This is a genomic window from Bradyrhizobium diazoefficiens USDA 110, from assembly GCF_000011365.1.
GTDB classification, from domain to species: Bacteria; Pseudomonadota; Alphaproteobacteria; order Rhizobiales; family Xanthobacteraceae; genus Bradyrhizobium; species Bradyrhizobium diazoefficiens.
Window position 1 is genome coordinate 2788850 of sequence record NC_004463.1, and the last position, 19023, is coordinate 2807872.

Sequence of the window (19023 nt, forward strand, 5' to 3'; positions counted from 1 at the left end):
CGCCCAGCCGCCCTCCCTGCATTGCGTATCAATCGTCTTGGAGCACATTCCATGAGTGGCCTTTCCATTCGCCTCACTCACAAGGTCATGGCGATCGGACTGTTCGGACTGTTGGGTCTCGTCGCCTTCGGCGCGATCTACGAGATCGGCAGCCTTTCCCAGGACGCATCGCGCGACATTGCCAATCGTGCCCGCGCGATCGCTGATCTCGACAAGCAGCTCTCGATCGAGATGCTGGAGGCACGCCGCAACGAGAAGAACTTCTTGCAGCGCCGGGCCGAGAGCTACGCCAAGGCGCATGCCGAGCTGATCGGGCCGATCAACCGCGATTTCGATGAGGTGCAGCGGCTGATGGCGGCGGGCGGCATGAGCGTGCTGTCCGACAAGATGAAGCAGGCCCAGGACGGCTTCAAGCGATACGCGTCGGACTTCGGCGCATTGGTGGCCGCCGAGACCAGGCTCGGTCTGAACGAGACGGTCGGCCTGTCCGGTTCGCTCCGCGCCGCGGTGCACGACATCGAGGCCAAGCTGAAGGAGATCGACGATCCCAGGACGACGACCTGGATGCTGATGATGCGCCGGCACGAGAAGGACTTCATGCTACGGCGCGACCCCAAGTACATCGCCGAGGTGAAGAAGGCCGCGGTTGAATTCTCCAAGGCGATAGAGGTCGTCGCAATCCCGACGGCGGCGATGAACGACATCATGGCCAAGCTCCAGAAATACCAGTCCGAGTTCACGGCCTGGGCCGAGACCGCGCAGCAGAGCGCGGCCCTTGACGCCAGCATGATGAAGACCTTCCGCGAGGTCGAGCCTGTCATGGCGGAGGTGCGGACCGCGGTCGATGCGATGTCCAGGCGGGCGGACGCCGCCGAAGCTGCCACGCGCGAGGCCGTGCGTCTTTGGATGGTCGTCGCCTTCGGCGTCACCGTCATCGTGCTTGCCGCCGTCGGCTTCCTGCTGGGACGCTCGATCTCGAAGGCACTCGGTGCGATGATCGGTGCGATGACCCGGCTTGCGCGCGGCGAGCTCTCGATTTCCGTTCCCGGCGTCGGCCGCAGGGACGAGATCGGCGAGATGGCCGGTGCGGTCGAGGTGTTCAGGACCAACATGGCGGAAGCCGAGCGGCTGCGCGCCGAACAGGCGGAAGCGGACGCGCGCGGGCGCGAACAGCGCAAGGCCGACATGCAGCGGCTCGCCGACAGGTTCGAAGGCGCGGTCGGCGAGATCATCGAGACCGTGTCGTCGGCGGCAACCGAGCTCGAGGCCTCCTCCAACACGCTGACGCAGGCCGCCGAGCGCGGCAACGGGCTTGCCACCGCCGTGGCGGCGGCCTCGGAAGAGGCGTCCGCCAACGTGCAGTCGGTGTCATCCGCGAGCGAGGAGATGACCTCCTCGATCTCCGAGATCAGCCGCCAGGTGCAGGAATCGGCGCGCGTCGCCGACGTCGCGGTCGGGCAGGCCCAGCGCACCAATGCGCGCGTCGCCGAATTGACCAAGGCGGCCTCCCGGATCGGCGACGTGGTGGAGCTGATCAACACCATCGCCGCCCAGACCAACCTGCTGGCGCTCAACGCGACGATCGAGGCGGCGCGGGCGGGCGAGGCCGGCAAGGGCTTTGCGGTGGTCGCAACCGAAGTGAAGGCGCTCGCCGAGCAGACCGCGAAGGCCACGGGCGAGATCGGCCAGCACATCGGTGCGATCCAGGCCGCGACGGACGACTCCGTCGGCGCGATCAAGGAGATCGGCGACACCATCGCGCGGATGTCGGAGATCTCGTCGACCATCGCGGCCGCGGTGGAGGAGCAGGGCGCCGCGACGCAGGAGATCTCCCGCAACATCCAGCATGCCGCGCACGGCACCTCCGAAGTCTCGGCGAATATCGCCGACGTCCAGCGCGGTGCCGGCGAGACCGGAGCCGCCTCGGCGCAGGTGCATTCGGCCGCGCATTCGCTGTCTCAGGAGAGCAACCGGCTGAAGAGCGAGGTCGCGCGCTTCCTGGAGTCGGTGCGGGCGGCGTGACGGCGTTCCGTTCGATGTTGTGCTGCGTCGACCGCATCGCAACACGAGATATCAGTGCTGCCGCAACAGATAGTTGCAGGGAAAATAACGACGACGCGGGCGGTCCCGTAATTTTACGTAGGTTCCTGTTAACGCCTGTTTGCGACTATTAGGCGCAATCTCATGGGATAAGAACCAGCCAGCATCGATGAATTGACTTCCGCCCTGTCGCCCGTCGCGACGATTGCGGCGCAGGCGATTCACGCGTTGCCGGGTATCATCGGGATTTGTCGTGATGTCGAAGTTGTCGATCGTCTTCAAGCTTCTGGCCGTGTTGTCGGTCCTCGTGCTGTCACTCGCCGGCGTCGGCGTGACCGCGATCGGCACCATGCAGAACATCAATGCGCATACGGTCGAGATCGCGGAGAGCTGGCTGCCGAGCGTGCGCGCGCTCGGTTCGCTTCGCGCCGACATCAATGAGCTGCGCGTCGCGCTCCGTCTGCATCTGATGCAGGACAGCGCGGAAGGCAAGGATGCGGCCGAGAAGCGCCTCGCCTCGCTGCAGGGGCGCATCGACCAGACGCGCAAGGTCTACGAGCCGCTGATCACGACCGCCGAGGAGCGCTCGCTCTACGGGCAATGGACCAAGGCGTGGGCCGAGTATCTGAACGGCGTGCAGGACGTGATGGCGCTGTCGCGCAAGAGCGTCGGTCGTTTCCCGATCGAGGCCAACGAGCTGTTGCAGACCAAGGTCGCCAAGATGGCCCAGGCGGCCGATCCGTTGCTCCAGAAGGGCATCGAGCTCAACAACCGGGGTGCAGAGCTGGAGACCAAGCAGGCGGCCGACAGCTACGCCATGATCTTCCGCGTGCTGGTCGGCATCATCGTGTTCTCGGTCGTGATTGCGATCGCCGCCGCCTATTATCTCGTGCGCGACGTTTCGCGTGGTATTGCCTCGATCATCCGTCCGATGCAGTCGCTCGGCGAGGGCGACCTTTCGGCCGAGGTGCCGCATCGCGGCGAGAAGACCGAGATCGGCTCGATGGCGGATGCGCTCCAGATCTTCAAGGAAGCGCTGATCGCCAAGAAGGCTGCCGACGAGGCCGCCGCCGCCGACGCCGAAGCCAAGATCGAGCGCGGCCGCCGTGTCGATGCCATTACCCGCAAGTTCGAAGCCATGATCGGCGAAGTCGTCGGCACTGTCTCCTCGGCCTCGACCGAGCTCGAGGCGTCGGCGTCGACGTTGACCAGCACCGCGCGGCGTGGGCAGGAGCTCGCGACCGTCGTGGCGGCAGCCTCCGAGGAAGCCTCCACCAACGTCCAGGCCGTGGCCTCCGCCTCGGAGGAGCTGTCGTCCTCGATCACCGAGATCAGCCGCCGCGTGCAGGATTCGGCGCGGATGGCGGCGGAAGCCGTCGAGCAGGCGGCGCGGACCAACGAGCGCGTCAACGCGCTGTCGCAGGCCGCCTCCCGCATCGGCGACGTCGTCGAGCTCATCAACACGATCGCAGGCCAGACCAATTTGCTGGCGCTGAACGCGACCATCGAGGCGGCGCGCGCCGGCGAGGCCGGCCGCGGCTTTGCGGTCGTCGCCTCCGAGGTCAAGGCATTGGCCGAGCAGACCGCGAAGGCGACCGGCGAGATCGGGGCCCAGGTTTCGGGCATCCAGGCTGCAACGCAGGAATCCGTCAGCGCTATCCAGGAGATCGGCGGCACCATCGAGCGGCTGTCCGAAGTGTCCGCGGCGATCGCCGCGGCCGTCGAGGAGCAGGGCGCCGCCACGCAGGAGATCTCGCGCAACGTCCAGCAGGCCTCGGTCGGCACGCAGGAGGTCTCGGCGAACATCACGGACGTGCAGCGCGGTGCGATCGAGACCGGCGAGGCCTCGACCGAAGTGCTGTCGGCGGCGAAATCGCTGGCGACCGACAGCACGCGCCTCAAGGTCGAGGTCGCGCAGTTCCTGGATTCGGTCCGCGCGGCCTGATCTTCAACTTCCCGTCTGTGGAGCCGGCGGCGGAGCCTGCCGCCGGAACAGGATGCGCTGGTAGAGCCATCCGATCGCGACCAGCACGACGCCGAGGCACATGAACGACAGCGCGCGGTAAACGCCTGTCAGCGTCGACATGTCGATCACGAAGGCCTTCAGGATCGTCAGCGCGATGACGGCGGCGGACGCAAGCCGCGCGCGCTCCGAGTTGACGAGGATGCCGACGCCGAGCAGCACCACGCCGAAGGCGAGCCAGCCGATCGAGTAGGTGTATTGCTCGGCCCCCGTCGTCTCGCCGCTGGACAGGATCGGGCCGTGATAGAAGCGGCGGATCTCCAGCGTGACATAGGCGAGCGCGAACACGAGCGCGCCGCCAGCGATGGTGTTGGCATAGGCCTTGCCACGCTCGCCGACCACCGCATAGGACAGCAGCAGCATCAGCACCGCCGGCAGCGCGTAGCCGAGCAGCAGCAGGTTGAACACGGCGCCGCCGACGTCGATATGCCACAGCAGCGGGTTCTCCAGGATCAGTAGGCCGAACACGCTGATGAGCCCGCCGATGGCCGTGAGCACCACCGCGCCGACATTGTGCACGATACTGCGGCTGCGCAGCCTCAGCCGTTCCAGCCCGATCGCCATGGCGAACGCGACGCAGACTTGCAGCGCGCATTCGAGCAGCGACGGCGCAGACGTCATCTGGCCTCCAGTCGCAAAGTGCCGGATCTCCATGAAGGCGAGCAGCGCGGTGAACAGGATCGCGGCGGCTTCCACCATGCGCAGCGGCGCATCGTCGCCGCGGCGGCGCAGGAAGATGCTCGCGCCCCAGAACGAGACTGCCGGCAGGCCGTAGCCCCACAGCAGCCAATTGAAGATCGGCGTCGTGCCGACGGCATCGCCGACGATGCGCGGATCATAGACGATGCGCGCGGTGACGATCGCGGCGAAAATGGCCGCGAGCCGGCGCAGGACCGGGATCGGGCGCTGCAGCGAGATCCAGGCGGTGCCGAGCGACATCAGCGCCAGTGCAATCGTGAGCCAGCCCTTCTCGAGCGCGAAGGTCAGCGCCAGCGCCAGCGCGCCGAGCGTGCCGGTCGCGAACAGCGCGACGGAGGTCGCAGCGCCCGGCCGATCTTCGCGGCGCGCAAGCGCTTCGGTGGCGGCGGCAAAGGCCGCGGCAAGCAGCACCGCGAGGATCGCGAACGGGATCGAGCGATCCAGATGGGCAATGCGTGCATAGAGCGCAACGAGGATCGCAATGGGCGTGGCGACACCCGCCGCCGACCACACCACCGGAATGATCGCCGAGTTCGAGCGGCCCTGCGCGAAAAAGCCGGCCATGCCGAAGCCGGCGGCGAAGATCGCGGCCGTCACCAGATGCAGCGTCACGGAGCTGTCGGTCGCGACCGGTCCGATGCCGGGCAAGGGGCCGCCGGGCAGCACCAGCATGTCGGGATTGGCGCGCACCGCCCACTCGGCGAACACGATGAAGACGGTCGCCGCGGCCGCGCCCAGCGCGCCGGTCGCTGCCGGCGCGCGCCAGGCGACGAACAGCGTCGCACCGACGAGAAGCGTGAAGGCGATCAGCGCCAGATCCGCATGCGCGCTCGACAGCACGATCAGCATCGCGCCGAACAGATAGGCGCCGAGCGAGCTCGACGACACCGGCTCGATCTCGCCGTCCTCGATGCTGGGCCCGAACATGAAGCCGCAGACGACGAGCAGCGCAGCCAGCACGAATCCCGCGATCGCATGGAAGGCGTGCGGCGCGACCTGCACGTCACTGGTGTCCAGACCCGGGAAGATCCAGAGCACAGCGAAGGCGATCGTGGTCACCGCAAGCCAGCGCCACAGCCGGATGCGGGCAAGGCCGAAGCTCGCGGCGGTGACGATCGCAAGATAGATGTAGAGCGCCCAATAGTCCGGCTTGCCGCTGGAGACGAGGAGCGGGGTCACGAACGCGCCGACCACGCCGAGGCCGGCGAGCGCGGGCCCGTGCAGCAGGGCGGCGGCAAGCGTGCCGAGTGCGACGAGGCCGAGCAGCACGAAGGCGGTCGCAGGCACGAGGAAGCCATAGAGCGCGTAGGCGGCATAGATGGTCGCGAACGCGACGGCCGTGCCGGCCGCGGTGAGGATCGCGGGAATATTGGCGATCGGCAGCGCCGCGATGTTGGAGATGCTCTCCTTGCGCCGCGACCATTCGCCGGCGCCGAGCAGCGCGGCTGCGAACAGGCCGCCGAGGAACACGCGCACGCCGGGGCCGACGAGGCCGGCCTCGATCGAATAGCGCACCATGAAGAAGCCGCCGAGCGCGAGCGCAAGGCCGCCGATCCACACCACCCAGCGCGTGCCGAGACGCTCCTCGAAGCCAGGCTCTCTAATATCAAGCGCCGGCAGCGGAGGCGGTGCATCGGCTCCGGTGCCCGCTTCGAGCGGTGGCGGCGCAGCCACTTCGGTGACGAGCGGCGGCGGCGCCTCGGCCTCGGGCGCGAGCGGCGGTGGCTCGGCCGGAGTTGTCGCGGGCGCTTCAGCCTGCACCGGTGCGGGCATCAGCGGCGGCGGCTGCACTCGCCGTTGCGTGTAAACCATCTCTTCGAGCGAGCTCAGCCGGCGGCGCAGCTCGGCCGCCTGGTTGGAGGCCTTGATCGCGATCAGGAAGGCGATGATCGCAATGATCAGCGCAAAGACGTCAAACGGGCCGTCGAACATGAAGCCTCCAGGCAACCGGCGGGCAGGGGCCGATCGCGCAAATGTCGTATCTAGCGCCGGGAGCGCATGCGCAAGCCCGGCGCGGGCCGCTCCTGGAGCACGTCGCGGCGGAAGCGGTAGAGCGCCGCCGGCCGTCCGCCAGTCTGTGTCGACATCACGCCGGTCGGTTCGACCAGGGCTTCCGTTTCGACCAGGCGGCGGAAATTCTGCTTGTGCAGGTGCCGGCCGGAGATCGCCTCCACCGTATGCTGCAATTCGGTGAGTGTGAACTCGGCGGGCAAAAGTTCAAAGACCACAGGACGATACTTCAGTTTTGCGCGCAGCCGCGCGATCGCGGTGGCGAGGATCCGGCGATGATCGAACCGCATGGAGGTGCCGAGTGCGGGAAGCGCCTTGCGTGCTAATGCCGCAGGTCGGCCGTCGCGCCGCGCCTCCTCGATCAGCCCGGCCTCATAGAGCAGCTCGTAGCGGTCGAGCACGCGCTCCTCGTCCCAGGGCGCGCCATCGAGGCCGAAATAGAACCGCACGCGGTCCCTGCGCGGCAATGCGCGCGTCGTCTCCGGCGTCTCCTGTTCCGCCCATGTCGTCAGCGCCGGGATGATGTCGCGGGCGATGATCGCCGGCGGCTCCTCGCGCCAGTCCTCCCAGGGGAGGAAGCGATACCACGGCTCGAAGCTCGCCCCGGTTGCTGCGAGTTCGCCGTCGACGGCGCGGGTGAGTGCGAGATATCCGATCGACACCATATGCGCGCCGGTGTCGCCGGCCTCCGCATGACGGCCGCGATCGCCGAACGTATAGAGCTGCTCGACATAGCCGAGCCGCAAGCCCGCCTGCTCCTCGACCCAGGCGCGCAGGCCGATCTCGAAGGTCCGATGGCTCAGCGCATCGAACGGGCCGAACGGCAGGCCCGCCAGGCCGTCGCTGCCGCGCGCGGTGAGGATCAGCGGTTCATGGTCTTCGATCGCGACGATCGCGGCGGTCAGGCCGATCTCGATCGGCGTCAGCAGCGTCTCGCTCATGCGGCTCACTTCGCTGCTGTCATTCGAGCTCGATCACGAAGGGGCGACCCTCGACCATCATCGCGCCCGGGCCCATCTCGTCGAGCGCGCGCAGCATGCGGCCCTCGCGTCCCAGCGCGCGGTCGGCGAGGCCGACGATGCGCCGGTTCGGCGATGCGATCGGCGAGGCCGCGCGGATCTTCTTCGCGATCTCGATCTCGTCGCGATGCGGATTGAGGGCGCAGGCCGCGGCGAAGGCGCTCGCGGTGGAGCGGCTGATGCCGGCGTAGCAATGCACCACCAGCGGCGCGCTGCGTTCCCAGCGGCGCACGAAGTTCAGCACCTGGTCGATATGGGCCTCCGACGGCGCGACAAAGCCGTCCATCTCCTCGGTGATGTCGTCCATCGACACCTTGAGATGGTTGGCCGGCAGCACCGACACCGGCCGCGCCACCTGCTCGACATTGGCCATCACGGTCAGCACGTGGCTGGCCCCGGTGAGGCGGACGGTTTCGGGAAGCGCGGCGAGGGAACAGACGTGGATCATGGCGGACCTTTTCGTTGATTATAGCCGCGGCCGTAGGGTGGGCAAAGGCGCATCGCGCCGTGCCCACCATTTCGCAACTGCGCTCATCTCGCCTTGTTTGGTGGGCACGCTTCGCTTTGCCCACCCTACGAAGGGATGATGCTACGCAAACACCGCGCCAAACCGCTCCAGGAACTGCTTCTCAGCCCGCGCCGCCGTCCAGGGCGTGAGATAGTCGCGCCGGACGCTGTCGGGCAGGCCGGGATCCTTGCCGAACAGGCGCCTCGCCTCGGCATCGCTGAAGCCGGCGAGCTCGGTCGCCTCGAGGTAAGCCGCGCCGCGATCGGCGGCCTTGATGGCCAGCGTGATCTCGTCGGGCAGCACCGGCGGCAGGCCGAAGCGGATGTGGATGGCGCCGAGCAGGCGCTTCTCGACCGCCTTGTAATGGCCGTCAAGCACGGCCTTGAACGGCGAGATCATGTCGCCGATCACGTATTCGGGCGCGTCGTGCAGCAGGGCTGCGAGCCGCACGCGCTGGTCCACGCGCGGCGTTTCGTGCCGCATCACGGTCTCCACCAGCAGCGTGTGCTGCGCGACCGAGAAGATGTGCGCGCCTGTCGTCTGCCCGTTCCAGCGCGCCACGCGCGCCAGCCCATGCGCGATGTCGGCGATCTCGATGTCGAGCGGAGAGGGATCGAGCAGATCGAGCCGCCGGCCCGACAGCATGCGCTGCCAGGCGCGGGACTCCGCGCCGCGTGCCGACTTCTTCGCGCTCATTTGACCTTGAGGCGCGGCTTGCGCTGCGTCTTGCCGCAGCTGGCGTGACAATGGCAGTCGACGAGATGGTCGTTGACCATGCCGGTCGCCTGCATGAAGGCGTAGACGATGGTCGGGCCGACGAACTTGAAGCCGCGCGAGGACAGCTCCTTGGAGATCTGCACCGACAGCGGCGTGGAGGCCGGCACGCTCGCCGTGGTCTTGAAGTTGTTGACCTTGGGCCTTCCGTCCATGAAGTCCCACAGCAGCTTCGAGAAGCCCGGCCCCTTCTCCATGATGTCCAGATAGGACTTCGCACTCAGGATCGCGCCGTCGATCTTGGCGCGGTTGCGCACGATGCCGGCATCGTTCATCAGCGCGTGCACCTTCTTGGCATTGTAGCGCGCGATCTTCTCCGGCTGGAAATCGTCGAAGGCTTTGCGGAAATTGTCGCGCTTGCGCAAAATCGTGATCCAGGACAGGCCGGCCTGGAAGCCATCGAGGATCAGCTTCTCGTACAACGCGCGGTCGTCATATTCAGGCACGCCCCACTCGGTGTCGTGATAGGCGACATAGAGCGGATCTTCGCCCGGCCAGGGGCAGCGGGTCAGGCCGTCGGGATGCAGGCGAGGGGCGCGGCTCATGCGGTGGGCTGCTTGGCTGGAATGCGTACGACTTCAGGTTCGGCGAGCGTCAAGGCAAGTCCGCCAGCCGTGAGCGGCTGGCCGGCATCGAGCGCGTCGGCGACGCGGTCGATGCGCACCAGCGCGATGCCCTTGCCATCGGCAGAAGAGCCAATGGTGCCGACCGGCTTGTCGCCGGCGAGAATGGCAGCACCAATCTCGGGCGAGGGTCCGTCGAGCAGCACCTTGACGCTGCGGGTGCGCGCGGTGCCGCGATGCTGCATGCGCGAGACGACCTCCTGGCCGACATAGCAGCCCTTGTCGAAATCGACGCCGGCGAGGCGGTCCATATTGGTCTCGTGCGGGAATGCATCGCTGTACATGAAGTCGAGCCCGCCGCGCGGCACGCCAAGCGCGATGCGATGTGCCTCATAGGCGGCCGCGTCGACCAGCTCGGCGCCGATGAGGTCGGACAGCTTCTGCTTGAGATCCTCGGGGATCAGGATGCGGGTGCCGAGCCCGTCATGGCGCGGATCGGCGAAGGCAAGGTCCGGCTGGGCCGCGAGCGCGCCGTCCCAGGCGGCGAGCACGCCGAGATCGTCGGAGAGGTTTTCCACGGTGGCCTTGGCGCGCAGCTTGTAGAATTTCAGCTTGGTCGCGAGGCCCTCGGCCAGCGCTTTGGGGCAGTCGATCAGGAACCCGCCGCCATGGCCGGCCGGCACCTCCGTGATCAGGAAATCGACGATGATCTTGCCCTGCGGCGTCAGCAGCGCGCCGAATCGCCCCAAGCCCGGCTTCAGCCTGTCGAGGTCGGTCGTGACGAGGCCGTTGAGGAAGTTGCGCGCATCCTCGCCCGCGACCTTGACCACGCCCCGGTCGGGAAGAAACGCTGATTTCATGAGAAAATCTCTTGCGACATGTTGCTCCGGAACGTAAGCCCGCAGCGCATAAACGACAAGACCTCGAGCCCTGCGCTTGGGGATGAGAGGGGCCTTCAGCCATGACCCAGCGTTTCGATGTGATCCTCAGGGGCGGCACTGTCGTCAACCAGGACGGCGAGGGCCTGCGCGACATCGGCATTGCGAGCGGCCGCATCGCCGAGATCGGCGCGCTGTCGCAAGCCTCCGCCGCCGAGGTGATCGACTGCAAGGGCCTGCACATCCTGCCCGGCGTGATGGACACGCAGGTGCATTTTCGCGAGCCCGGGCTGGATCAGAAGGAAGACCTCGAGACCGGCTCGCGCAGCGCCGTGATGGGCGGCGTCACCGCCGTGTTCGAGATGCCGAACACATCGCCGCTCACCGTGACCGAGGCCAGCTTCACCGACAAGGTGAAGCGCGCCCGTCATCGCATGCATTGCGACTTCGCCTTCTTCATCGGCGGCACCCGCGAGAACGTGCAGGACCTGCCGGTGCTGGAACGCGCGCCCGGCTGCGCGGGCGTCAAAGTGTTCATCGGCTCCTCGACCGGCGCGCTGCTGGTCGAGGACGACGAGAGCCTGCGCCGCATCTTCCAGGTGATCCGCCGCCGCGCCGCGTTCCACGCCGAGGACGAATACCGCCTCAACGAGCGCAAGCCGCTGCGCATCGAGGGCGATCCGCGCTCGCATCCGGTCTGGCGCGACGAGACCGCGGCGCTGATGGCGACGCAGCGCCTGGTCAAGCTCGCGCATGAGACGGGCAAGCGCATCCACGTGCTGCACATCTCGACCAAGGAAGAGATCGAGTTTTTGCGCGACCACAAGGACGTCGCATCCTGCGAGGCGACGCCGCATCATCTCACGCTGGTCGCGCCCGAATGCTACGAGCGGCTCGGCACGCTGGCGCAGATGAACCCGCCTGTGCGCGGGGCCGATCACCGCGCCGGCATCTGGCGCGGCATCGAGCAGGGCATCATCGACGTGCTCGGCTCCGATCACGCCCCGCATACGCTGGAAGAAAAGCAGAAGACCTATCCCGCTTCGCCCTCGGGCATGACCGGCGTGCAGACGCTGGTGCCGCTCATGCTCGATCACGTCAACGCCGGCCGCCTGTCGCTGGCGCGGTTTGTCGATCTCACCAGCGCCGGCCCCGCGCGCCTCTACAACATGGCCTGCAAGGGCCGCATCGCGGCCGGTTACGACGCCGATTTCACCGTCGTCGACTTGAAGCGCAGCGAAACCATCACCAACAAATGGGTGGCGTCCAAGGCCGGTTGGACCCCTTACGACGGCGTCCGCGTCACGGGCTGGCCCGTCGGCACCTTCATCCGCGGCCGCCGCGTGATGTGGCAGGGCGAGCTGGTGACGCCATCGCAAGGCGAGCCGGTGCGGTTTCTGGAGACGCTGAAGGCGTAGGGCTTGGCGCGCCGCGGCACGGTGCGTGCCTCAGACTCGGTGTCATCCTGGCGAAAGCCAGGACCCATAACCCCGACCGGATATTGTTGCGAAGACTGGTGGCCAGATCTGCCCGCAGCCATATAGTGCTGTGGTAATGGGTCCTGGCTTTCGCCAGGACGACGTTGGAGAGGTCATCGCATGCCCCAACCGGCACCCCTCATCTCCACCGAACAACTCGCCGCCATCCTCGGCGATCCCGCCTTACGCCTCTACGACTGCACGACCTATAACGAACCGGTGCCGCCAGGCAGCGACTTGCCGTATCGTGCCGTTCCCGGCGACAAGACCTTCGCGGCGCGCCACATCCCCGGCGCCGATTTCCTCGATCTTCAGGGCGAGTTCTCCGACGCCTCCGCGCAGCAGTTCTTCATGATGCCCGGTGTGGCCCAGCTCGAAGCTGCCTTCGGCCGCCATGGCCTCGATGCGTCCAAGACCATCGTGCTCTACAGCATCGGCACGATGATGTGGGCGACGCGGTTCTGGTGGATGCTGCGCTCGCTCGGCGTCGACGCGCTTGTGCTCGACGGCGGTTTCGACAAATGGAAGGAAGAGGGGCGACCGGTCGAGACCGGCACACCGAAGGGCTACCCCGCCACGACCTTCAAGGCCACACCGCGCGCGGGCTTCTTTGTCGACAAGAATGTCGTGAAGGCGCGGATAGGCGATCCCGCGACCGTGATCGTCAATGCGCTCGGGCCGCAGTTTCATCGCGGCCTCGAGCCGAGCCGCTACGGCCGGCCCGGCCGAGTTCCAGGCAGCGTCAACGTATCAGCCGCAACGCTCACAAATGCGGACAAGACGCTGACGAGCCTTGCCGATGCCGAAGCGAAATTCGCCGCCCAGGGCGTTACGCGCGACAAGACCGTGATCTGTTATTGCGGCGGTGGCATCTCGGCGACGATCGACCTGTTGCTGCTGACGCAGCTCGGCTTCGACAAGCTGACGCTTTACGACGCATCGATGGGCGAATGGGCGAGGGATCCGTCGCTGCCGATCGAGACCGACTAGGGGAAGGTAAGAAAGTTGGGAACCTTTCCCTTGGGCCGGCATCCAATGTCTGGAACCAATGGAGACAAGCAGGTGACCGCAATGCAACGGACCGCAGCCGGCCTGTCCGCCGGCGCCAAGACTTCAGAATTCAGGGCCTCGGAGGCGGAACTGGTCGATCGTGCGCGAGGCCGCGACGAGTCCGCGCTGCGCGAGATCATGCAGGCCAACAACCGCAGGCTCTACCGCCTCGCGCGCGGCATTCTGCGCAGCGACAGCGAAGCCGAAGATGTGGTGCAGGAAACCTATGTCCGCGCCTTTACCCATCTCGATGGCTTCCGCGGGGAATCCGGGTTGTCGACCTGGCTGTCGCGCATCGCCATCAACGAAGCGCTCGGCCGGGCGCGAAGTGCCAGGCCCCATGTCGAGCTCAGCTCGGTGCCCGAAGCCGCGCTCGAGGCGCAGATCATCAAATTTCCCGTCTCACCCGCAGGCGATCCGGAAAGGACCATGGCCCAACGTGAAATCCAGCGCGTCGTCGAACGCGCAATCGACGAGTTGCCGGATGTCTTCCGCATGGTCTTCATCGCACGCGTCATGGAGGGCATGAACATCGAGGAGACCGCCGATCTGCTCGGCGTGAAGCCCGAAACCGTGAAGACGCGGTTGCACCGCGCCCGCACCATGCTGCGCGAGAACGTCGAGAAGGAGATCGGTCCGGTGATGATGGATGCGTTCCCGTTCGCGGGCTGGCGCTGCGAGCGCCTGACCGTGTCGGTGCTGAAGCGGCTCGGCGTCGGCGGCTGAAGTTTTTCGGGAACGTTTGCGCGAAATTCCCATCCAACACCTGTGAAGCAACGCGCCGGCGGACCCCGTCCGGCAGCACAGGAGTGTCAAACCATGTTCATTCGACGGAGCGCGGCTGTTGCCGCAGCAATCTTGTTGTCGAGCCCCGCGCTGCTGCAAGGCGCCGGCGCAGCCGACAAGCCGACCGATCCGCAGATCGCCCATATCGCCTACACCGCGGGCGTGATCGACATCAACGCCGCCAAGCAGGCGCAGAAACAGGCGCAGAACAAGGACGTCAAGGCGTTTGCCGAGGACATGCTGCGCGACCACGAGGCCGTCAACAAGCAGGCGCTCGCGCTGGTCAAGAAGCTGAACGTCACGCCCGAGGACAACGACACCAGCAAGGCGCTGTCGAAGCAGGCGAGTGACAAGCTGGCTGAGCTCGACAAGCTGAGCGGCGCGGCCTTCGACAAGGCCTATGTCGTCAACGAGGTCGCCTACCACAAGGCGGTCAACGGTGCGCTGGAGACCCAGCTGATTCCGTCGGCGAACAATGCCGAGCTGAAGAGCCTGTTGCAGACCGGCCTGAAGATTTTCCAGGGCCATCAGCAGCACGCCGAGCACGTCGCGGCCGAGCTGAAATAGGGAGCGTGGGATGAAGCCGGGACGCCTCGCTTCGATCGCGCTTGCGATCATCTTCCTGCCGATGGCCGTCCCGGCGCACGCGGCGACCATCGAGATCACGATGGAGAATCTCGTGATCTCACCGACTGAGGTGTCGGCGAAGGTCGGGGACACCATCAGGTGGGTCAACAAGGACGTCTTCGCCCACACCGCCACCGCGAAGAACGGCGATTTCGACGTGACGTTACAGCCCGAGAAATCGGCGACGTTCGTTCTGAAGAAGGCGGGAGCGGTCGACTATTACTGCCGCTATCATCCCAACATGAAAGCGACGCTCAAGGTCGAGCCGTGAGGGAGGAGGGAGTGCATTCCCAATCGTGGCGGGAATATCTCCCGGTCATCGCGAGACTAATGCTTGTCCGGGGGAGCCGGCTTCCGTGCGATAAACGCAGCAGACTTCGCGAACCTGTTCACCAGATCCCGTTCGCCAAGTCATTCATCCGTCAACTGGCCCCGCCCGCGTGGCGGGGTCATTTTCGAAAAGGCGCTTACTGCCGGGAGATGTCGACGGAGAATTCGCCGTTGCGGATCCGGCCGGGAAAGCCCTCGACGAACTTCGCTACCGCGTCCTCGCCATAGGTGCCGACGAGCTCGGCAAAGGCCGCAAACAGGCTCGCCTGCGCCAGGCAGTCGCCGTCGACGCCGTCATGGCGCGCTTCGGCCCAGGCCTCGTTGAGATAGCTCAGTGCGGCCTGTTTCTGCTCGTGGTCGGGCAGCGGCGCGCGGGCGGGGGCGTAGGAAATCGGCTGGCTCATGAAACTCGATCAGGGCTGGGGCGCGATCCACGGCGATGCGCTGTGCGAGTGGTGTAGCACGCGTATTAACGCCCGCTAGGCCACATCTTTAAGAACGGTTAATGGCTGTGAACAAAGACGATGACAGGGTTCCCGTCGCCGTCATTCCGGGCTCGTACTACGCGCGCCCCGGAATGACGGCGAGATCAGTTCGCGTAGCGCGCCGTGAGATCGCGCGAGATCTTCGAGCCTTCCTCGATGTAGCGGCGGATCGCGACGGTGGCGGCCGGCGTGCAGCTCCGGTAGGTCTGCTGGAAGCCGTTATAGCCGCGGTTGAAGCCGGCGATCATGCGGGTGCGGCGCTCTCCGGAGGGGGTTTCGGCATCGATCAGCGCCTGCATCTCGCTGCGCCATTTGTTGCCCTCGTTGGACCCGCAAATGCCGCGCAGATAGTGCAGGCCGCCGAGGATCTCCGCCAGCCGCTGCAAATCGGCGTCAAACGGCGCCGCCACGTCCTGGGCCCTCGTGGGCACCGAGGCGCAGGCGAGGATCAGGGCAAAAATGGCCAGAAATCGCGTCGACATCGGCGGGGTGTATGCCCCCTCAGGGCGGCGGGCGCAAGGCGGGCTGCGCGAGCGGTGTGCTCCCTCCCCCGCTTGCGGGGGAGGGTTGGGGAGAGGGTGCCTCCGCTAGCGAGAACCCCCCAGAGGAGAAAGCCCTCACCCGCGCCTTCGGCGCGACCTCTCCCGCAAGCGGGAGAGGTATAGCGGCGCCCGCGGCTCGGCCTATGCCTCAATCAAGCGCGCGGCGGATTGAATGACCTCCTCCAGCCCCCCGGTCAGCTTGATGTCGCCGAGGCTCGCCAGGGCATCGGGGGCGATCCAGCGGTAGTCGTCGAGCTCGTCGTTCAAAACCGGCTCCCGGGCCGCCCAGCGGGCGGCAAAGGACATGATCAGGTAGTGGCCGGCGCCGGCCGTGGCCGGCAGCACCTCGCGCCAGCCGGCAAGGCCAATGATCTCGATGGCGAGCCCGGTCTCCTCGTCCACCTCGCGCACCAGGGCCTGGTGCAGCGATTCGCCGAACTCGACCCGGCCGCCGGGCAGCGAATAGAACCCCTTGGCGGGCGATCGGGCGCGGCGGGTCAGAAGCACCTTGCCATCACGAAAAATCGCGGCGCTGACCGCAATCTGGGGATGGGTGGGCTGGACGACCGCAGACACGGCTCAGTTTGCCATGATGGTGTCGACGTCGGCTTCCGCCCCGCCATTGATGATGCCGCCGCAGGCAGCGATCAGCGGCTTGACCCAGAGGGTGGCCTGCTCGGCCAGGCGGACGCGGGTGGTGTCCTTCTCGACCTCGCGCATGGCCGAGCCGACCGCGGTCAGAATCGAGGTCATCGTGTCGGTGAGGTGGTCGAACTGGGCGCGCACGTTGGGATCGGCCTTCTCATAGGCTTCGATGGCGAGGTCGCGTGCCTTGAAGTTCGACGCCGTGAAATGCTCGGCATAGGACAGCGGCGACCAGGTCAGAAAGTCTTCGGCGCATTCCGGCATGTCCGGGACCATTTCGAGCAGCATCACCGCTTCATTGAAATGGTTGAGATAGTCGGTGGCAAGCCCGGTCCGCGGGTTGATGTTGGCCACGCGCAGCCGTTCGGCCCAGGCCGCTGCCTCGGGGCCCGTCTGTACATGCGTCCGCGCGGGTTGGGAGGCCATTGAGCTCATTCGCCGCAGTGTTAACGTTCGGGGTTAAAAGGACCTGAACGGACCCTATATAGACGCCCAAGGATGTGTGGACGCTTCGTCATAACTTCGGCCCCCGCGGCTTTGCGGCAACTGTTCGGCTATGTCGAGCAGCCGAATTTCCCGCCCCGGTACAATGTCGCCCCGACGCAACCGATTCCGGTCGTGCTGGTCGAGAACGGCGCGCGCCATTTCCGCCTGATGCGCTGGGGTCTGCTGCCGGGCTGGGTCAAGGATCCCAAAGGCTTTACGCTCCTGATCAACGCCCGCTCGGAGACGGTGCTGGAGAAGCCCGCCTTCAAACGCGCGATTCGCCGGCGGCGCGGCCTGATCCCGGCCGACGGGTACTACGAATGGAAGGCGGTGGATGGCCGCAAGCAGCCGTTCTTCATCCATCGGGCCGACGGCGCGCCGCTCGGCTTTGCCGCGGTGTTCGAGACCTGGGCCGGGCCGAACGGCGAGGAGCTCGACACGGTCGCGATCGTCACGGCGGCGGCGGGCGAGGACCTCGCCGCGCTGCATGACCGCGTGCCCGTGACCATCAGCCCGCGTGATTTCGAGCGCTGGCTCGACGTTCGCGGCGACGAGGTTGACGCGATCCTGCCGCTGATGATCGCCCCGCGCATCGGCGAATTCGCCTGGCACCCGGTCTCCACCCGCGTCAATCGCGTCGCCAATGACGACGAGCAACTGCTCTTGCCGATCAGCGCGGAGGAGATGGAGGCGGAGCTGGAGGCGTCGAAGCCGAAGAGGGTCGCGCGGAAGGCGGCGGCCGCGTCATCCGATGACGGGCAGGGGTCGTTGTTTTAGCCAAGCTGGCGCCATTCACTCCGTTGTCGTCCCGGATTTGCGCTGACGCTTGTCCGGGACGACAGCGGAGTTTTTTGCTGGAGAGTCACACAATCTCCCGCGCCCGCAACGCCGCGATCTCCGCCGCATCGAAGCCCAGCTCCTCGAGCACCGCGTCGGTATCCGCGCCCAGCTCCGGCGCCATCCGGTCCAGCTTGCCGCCGCCATGCGCGAGCCTGAATCCGCTGCCGGCAAAACGCAGGCGACCATAGGGCGTATCCAGCTCCTGGATCGCACCGCGTGCCTTCACTTGCGGATGATCGATCACTTCCTCGACCTTCCAGATGCTGGCGCAGGGCGCGCCGGCATCTTCCAGAATCGTCTCCCACTCGCGCGCCGGCTTTTTCGCGAGCGCCTCTTCGATGATGGCGCGCAGGGCCGGCTCGTTCTCGTTGCGCGCGAACCAGTCGGCGAAGCGCGGATCGGACAGCGTATCCTCGCGGCCGAGCGTGCTCATCAGCGCGCGGTACTGTTTCTCGTTGTTGACGGCGAGCAGGATGTGGCCGTCGCCGCATTTGAACAAATTCGCGGTGGTCCGGCGGCTCACCGCCTGGTTGCCCGAGAGCTGCTGGCGATGGCCGGCGACCGACCAGTCCGCGATCTGCCCGGAGAGAAACGCCAGCGTCGCTTCCAGCATCGAGACGTCGATGAGCTGCCCCTTGCCGGTGCGGTCGCGCTGGTATAGCGCGCTCGACACGCCGAACGCGGCCGTGGCGCCCGAGAGCACGTCGCAGACCGCAAAGCCCGCGCGCGTCGGCCCCGTTTCAGGGTGGCCGGTGATCGCCATGATGCCTGACAGCGCCTGCATCTTGCCGTCATAGCCGGGCCGCAGGCGGTCCGGGCCGGTCTGGCCGAAGCCTGAGACGGCGCAATAGATCAGCTTTGGATTGATCGCGGACAGCGCCTCATAGCCGATGCCGAGCTTGTCCATCACGCCCGGCCGGAAATTCTCCATGACGACGTCGACCTGGGCGGCAAGCTTCTTCACGATGGCGATTGCATCGGGCTTCTGCAAATCGAGCGTCAGGCTGCGCTTGTTGCCGTTGATGGCCTGGAACGCCGGCGCGAGCCCGCGCTCGGCCCATTCGCGGCTGAGCGGCGTGCGGCGCATGTCCTCGCCCTCGCGCCGCTCGACCTTGATGACGTCAGCCCCCAGCAGCGCGAGCTGGTAGCTCGCATAGGGGCCGGCCAGCACTTGCGTGAAATCCAGGATCTTCACGCCCTCGAACGGTCGCGTCACGTCGCTCTCCCTTTTTGTTTTGGT

Annotated in this window: 20 protein-coding genes; 8 read left to right on the forward strand and 12 right to left on the reverse strand. The window is 66.6% G+C overall.

The genetic code is table 11. The annotated features are described in order from the left end of the window. Positions 1–51 precede the first annotated feature (51 nt). Positions 52–2022, forward strand: coding sequence for a methyl-accepting chemotaxis protein (locus tag BJA_RS12540; RefSeq protein ID WP_038965916.1), 1971 nt, complete (start codon positions 52–54; stop codon positions 2020–2022). 51 nt (positions 2023–2073) lie between these two features. On the opposite strand, the gene BJA_RS12545 is transcribed toward BJA_RS12540, so the two are convergent. Beyond that, positions 2074–2322, reverse strand: coding sequence for a hypothetical protein (locus BJA_RS12545; RefSeq protein WP_133415007.1), 249 nt, complete (start codon positions 2320–2322; stop codon positions 2074–2076). On the opposite strand from BJA_RS12545, the gene BJA_RS12550 reads away from it, so the two are divergent. Then, entirely contained in the window at positions 2297–3985 is a 1689-nt protein-coding gene (locus tag BJA_RS12550) for a methyl-accepting chemotaxis protein (protein WP_038965915.1), read from the forward strand. The two genes, BJA_RS12545 and BJA_RS12550, sit on opposite strands and share 26 nt — an antisense overlap. Positions 3986–3988: 3 nt before the next feature. Here BJA_RS12550 and BJA_RS12555 read toward each other — a convergent pair whose 3' ends face one another. The 6 genes from BJA_RS12555 to BJA_RS12580 form a co-directional block, all read right to left on the reverse strand. Continuing rightward, positions 3989–6694: a DUF2339 domain-containing protein gene (locus BJA_RS12555; RefSeq protein ID WP_011085336.1), complete on the reverse strand. Its 2706-nt coding sequence runs from the start codon at positions 6692–6694 to the stop codon at positions 3989–3991. Positions 6695–6744: 50 nt separating this feature from the next. Further along, positions 6745–7713, reverse strand: coding sequence for an NUDIX hydrolase (locus BJA_RS12560; protein WP_028175624.1), 969 nt, complete (start codon positions 7711–7713; stop codon positions 6745–6747). Positions 7714–7732: 19 nt separating this feature from the next. Beyond that, positions 7733–8239: a tyrosine phosphatase family protein gene (locus BJA_RS12565; RefSeq protein ID WP_011085338.1), complete on the reverse strand. Its 507-nt coding sequence runs from the start codon at positions 8237–8239 to the stop codon at positions 7733–7735. 141 nt (positions 8240–8380) lie between these two features. Beyond that, positions 8381–8995, reverse strand: coding sequence for a YfbR-like 5'-deoxynucleotidase (locus BJA_RS12570; RefSeq protein WP_011085339.1), 615 nt, complete (start codon positions 8993–8995; stop codon positions 8381–8383). Next, a complete protein-coding gene (locus BJA_RS12575) occupies positions 8992–9618 on the reverse strand; it encodes a DNA-3-methyladenine glycosylase I (protein WP_011085340.1) in 627 nt (208 codons plus the stop codon). Before BJA_RS12575 ends, BJA_RS12570 begins: the two co-directional genes overlap by 4 nt. After that, the gene (locus tag BJA_RS12580; protein WP_011085341.1) at positions 9615–10496 is read right to left on the reverse strand and encodes a YgfZ/GcvT domain-containing protein; all 882 of its coding nucleotides are present in this window, start codon (positions 10494–10496) and stop codon (positions 9615–9617) included. The genes BJA_RS12575 and BJA_RS12580 overlap by 4 nt, the downstream gene beginning before the upstream one ends. 101 nt (positions 10497–10597) lie before the next feature. Here BJA_RS12580 and BJA_RS12585 point away from each other — a divergent pair, with 101 nt between their 5' ends. From BJA_RS12585 to BJA_RS12605, 5 genes are all read left to right on the forward strand, one after another. Next, a complete protein-coding gene (locus BJA_RS12585; RefSeq protein ID WP_011085342.1) occupies positions 10598–11932 on the forward strand; it encodes a dihydroorotase in 1335 nt (444 codons plus the stop codon). A gap of 180 nt (positions 11933–12112) precedes the next feature. Then, a complete protein-coding gene (locus BJA_RS12590) occupies positions 12113–12982 on the forward strand; it encodes a sulfurtransferase (RefSeq protein ID WP_011085343.1) in 870 nt (289 codons plus the stop codon). A gap of 81 nt (positions 12983–13063) precedes the next feature. Further along, positions 13064–13768 carry an RNA polymerase sigma factor gene (locus tag BJA_RS12595; protein WP_038965913.1) on the forward strand — a complete coding sequence of 235 codons (705 nt, stop codon included), beginning with the start codon at positions 13064–13066 and terminating at the stop codon, positions 13766–13768. Positions 13769–13861: 93 nt separating this feature from the next. Continuing rightward, on the forward strand, positions 13862–14395 hold the full coding sequence (locus BJA_RS12600) for a DUF4142 domain-containing protein (RefSeq protein ID WP_038965912.1): 534 nt from the start codon (positions 13862–13864) through the stop codon (positions 14393–14395). A 10-nt stretch (positions 14396–14405) separates the two neighbouring features. Then, positions 14406–14726 carry a cupredoxin domain-containing protein gene (locus tag BJA_RS12605; RefSeq protein ID WP_011085346.1) on the forward strand — a complete coding sequence of 107 codons (321 nt, stop codon included), beginning with the start codon at positions 14406–14408 and terminating at the stop codon, positions 14724–14726. A gap of 196 nt (positions 14727–14922) precedes the next feature. On the opposite strand, the gene BJA_RS12610 is transcribed toward BJA_RS12605, so the two are convergent. The 4 genes from BJA_RS12610 to BJA_RS12625 all read right to left on the reverse strand — a co-directional run bounded on the left by BJA_RS12610 (position 14923) and on the right by BJA_RS12625 (position 16892). Continuing rightward, positions 14923–15189 carry a hypothetical protein gene (locus BJA_RS12610; protein ID WP_008135624.1) on the reverse strand — a complete coding sequence of 89 codons (267 nt, stop codon included), beginning with the start codon at positions 15187–15189 and terminating at the stop codon, positions 14923–14925. A gap of 185 nt (positions 15190–15374) precedes the next feature. Continuing rightward, on the reverse strand, positions 15375–15752 hold the full coding sequence (locus BJA_RS12615; protein WP_011085347.1) for a TIGR02301 family protein: 378 nt from the start codon (positions 15750–15752) through the stop codon (positions 15375–15377). A gap of 201 nt (positions 15753–15953) precedes the next feature. After that, entirely contained in the window at positions 15954–16388 is a 435-nt protein-coding gene (locus tag BJA_RS12620) for an NUDIX hydrolase (RefSeq protein WP_011085348.1), read from the reverse strand. Between the two features lie 3 nt (positions 16389–16391). After that, the gene (locus BJA_RS12625) at positions 16392–16892 is read right to left on the reverse strand and encodes a hypothetical protein (RefSeq protein WP_011085349.1); all 501 of its coding nucleotides are present in this window, start codon (positions 16890–16892) and stop codon (positions 16392–16394) included. Positions 16893–16955: 63 nt separating this feature from the next. Here BJA_RS12625 and BJA_RS12630 point away from each other — a divergent pair, with 63 nt between their 5' ends. Further along, positions 16956–17720, forward strand: a complete 765-nt coding sequence (locus tag BJA_RS12630) for an SOS response-associated peptidase (RefSeq protein WP_011085350.1) — start codon at positions 16956–16958, stop codon at positions 17718–17720. An 85-nt stretch (positions 17721–17805) separates the two neighbouring features. Here the strand turns inward: BJA_RS12630 and BJA_RS12635 are convergent, their stop codons facing one another. Continuing rightward, positions 17806–18999, reverse strand: coding sequence for a CaiB/BaiF CoA transferase family protein (locus BJA_RS12635; protein WP_011085351.1), 1194 nt, complete (start codon positions 18997–18999; stop codon positions 17806–17808). Positions 19000–19023 lie beyond the last annotated feature (24 nt).

Excerpts from the sequence above, each read along its gene's own strand:
- BJA_RS12540 (WP_038965916.1), top strand. The coding sequence starts at position 52 with ATGAGTGGCCTTTCCATTCGCCTCACTCACAAGGTCATGGCGATCGGA.
- BJA_RS12590 (WP_011085343.1), top strand. The coding sequence starts at position 12,113 with ATGCCCCAACCGGCACCCCTCATCTCCACCGAACAACTCGCCGCCATC.
- BJA_RS12570 (WP_011085339.1), bottom strand. The coding sequence starts at position 8,995 with ATGAGCGCGAAGAAGTCGGCACGCGGCGCGGAGTCCCGCGCCTGGCAG.
- BJA_RS12560 (WP_028175624.1), bottom strand. The coding sequence starts at position 7,713 with ATGAGCGAGACGCTGCTGACGCCGATCGAGATCGGCCTGACCGCCGCG.
- BJA_RS12615 (WP_011085347.1), bottom strand. The coding sequence starts at position 15,752 with ATGTCGACGCGATTTCTGGCCATTTTTGCCCTGATCCTCGCCTGCGCC.
- BJA_RS12600 (WP_038965912.1), top strand. The coding sequence starts at position 13,862 with ATGTTCATTCGACGGAGCGCGGCTGTTGCCGCAGCAATCTTGTTGTCG.
- BJA_RS12605 (WP_011085346.1), top strand. The coding sequence starts at position 14,406 with ATGAAGCCGGGACGCCTCGCTTCGATCGCGCTTGCGATCATCTTCCTG.
- BJA_RS12565 (WP_011085338.1), bottom strand. The coding sequence starts at position 8,239 with ATGATCCACGTCTGTTCCCTCGCCGCGCTTCCCGAAACCGTCCGCCTC.
- BJA_RS12585 (WP_011085342.1), top strand. The coding sequence starts at position 10,598 with ATGACCCAGCGTTTCGATGTGATCCTCAGGGGCGGCACTGTCGTCAAC.
- BJA_RS12610 (WP_008135624.1), bottom strand. The coding sequence starts at position 15,189 with ATGAGCCAGCCGATTTCCTACGCCCCCGCCCGCGCGCCGCTGCCCGAC.
- BJA_RS12630 (WP_011085350.1), top strand. The coding sequence starts at position 16,956 with ATGTGTGGACGCTTCGTCATAACTTCGGCCCCCGCGGCTTTGCGGCAA.
- BJA_RS12625 (WP_011085349.1), bottom strand. The coding sequence starts at position 16,892 with ATGAGCTCAATGGCCTCCCAACCCGCGCGGACGCATGTACAGACGGGC.
- BJA_RS12575 (WP_011085340.1), bottom strand. The coding sequence starts at position 9,618 with ATGAGCCGCGCCCCTCGCCTGCATCCCGACGGCCTGACCCGCTGCCCC.
- BJA_RS12580 (WP_011085341.1), bottom strand. The coding sequence starts at position 10,496 with ATGAAATCAGCGTTTCTTCCCGACCGGGGCGTGGTCAAGGTCGCGGGC.
- BJA_RS12555 (WP_011085336.1), bottom strand. The coding sequence starts at position 6,694 with ATGTTCGACGGCCCGTTTGACGTCTTTGCGCTGATCATTGCGATCATC.
- BJA_RS12550 (WP_038965915.1), top strand. The coding sequence starts at position 2,297 with ATGTCGAAGTTGTCGATCGTCTTCAAGCTTCTGGCCGTGTTGTCGGTC.
- BJA_RS12595 (WP_038965913.1), top strand. The coding sequence starts at position 13,064 with ATGCAACGGACCGCAGCCGGCCTGTCCGCCGGCGCCAAGACTTCAGAA.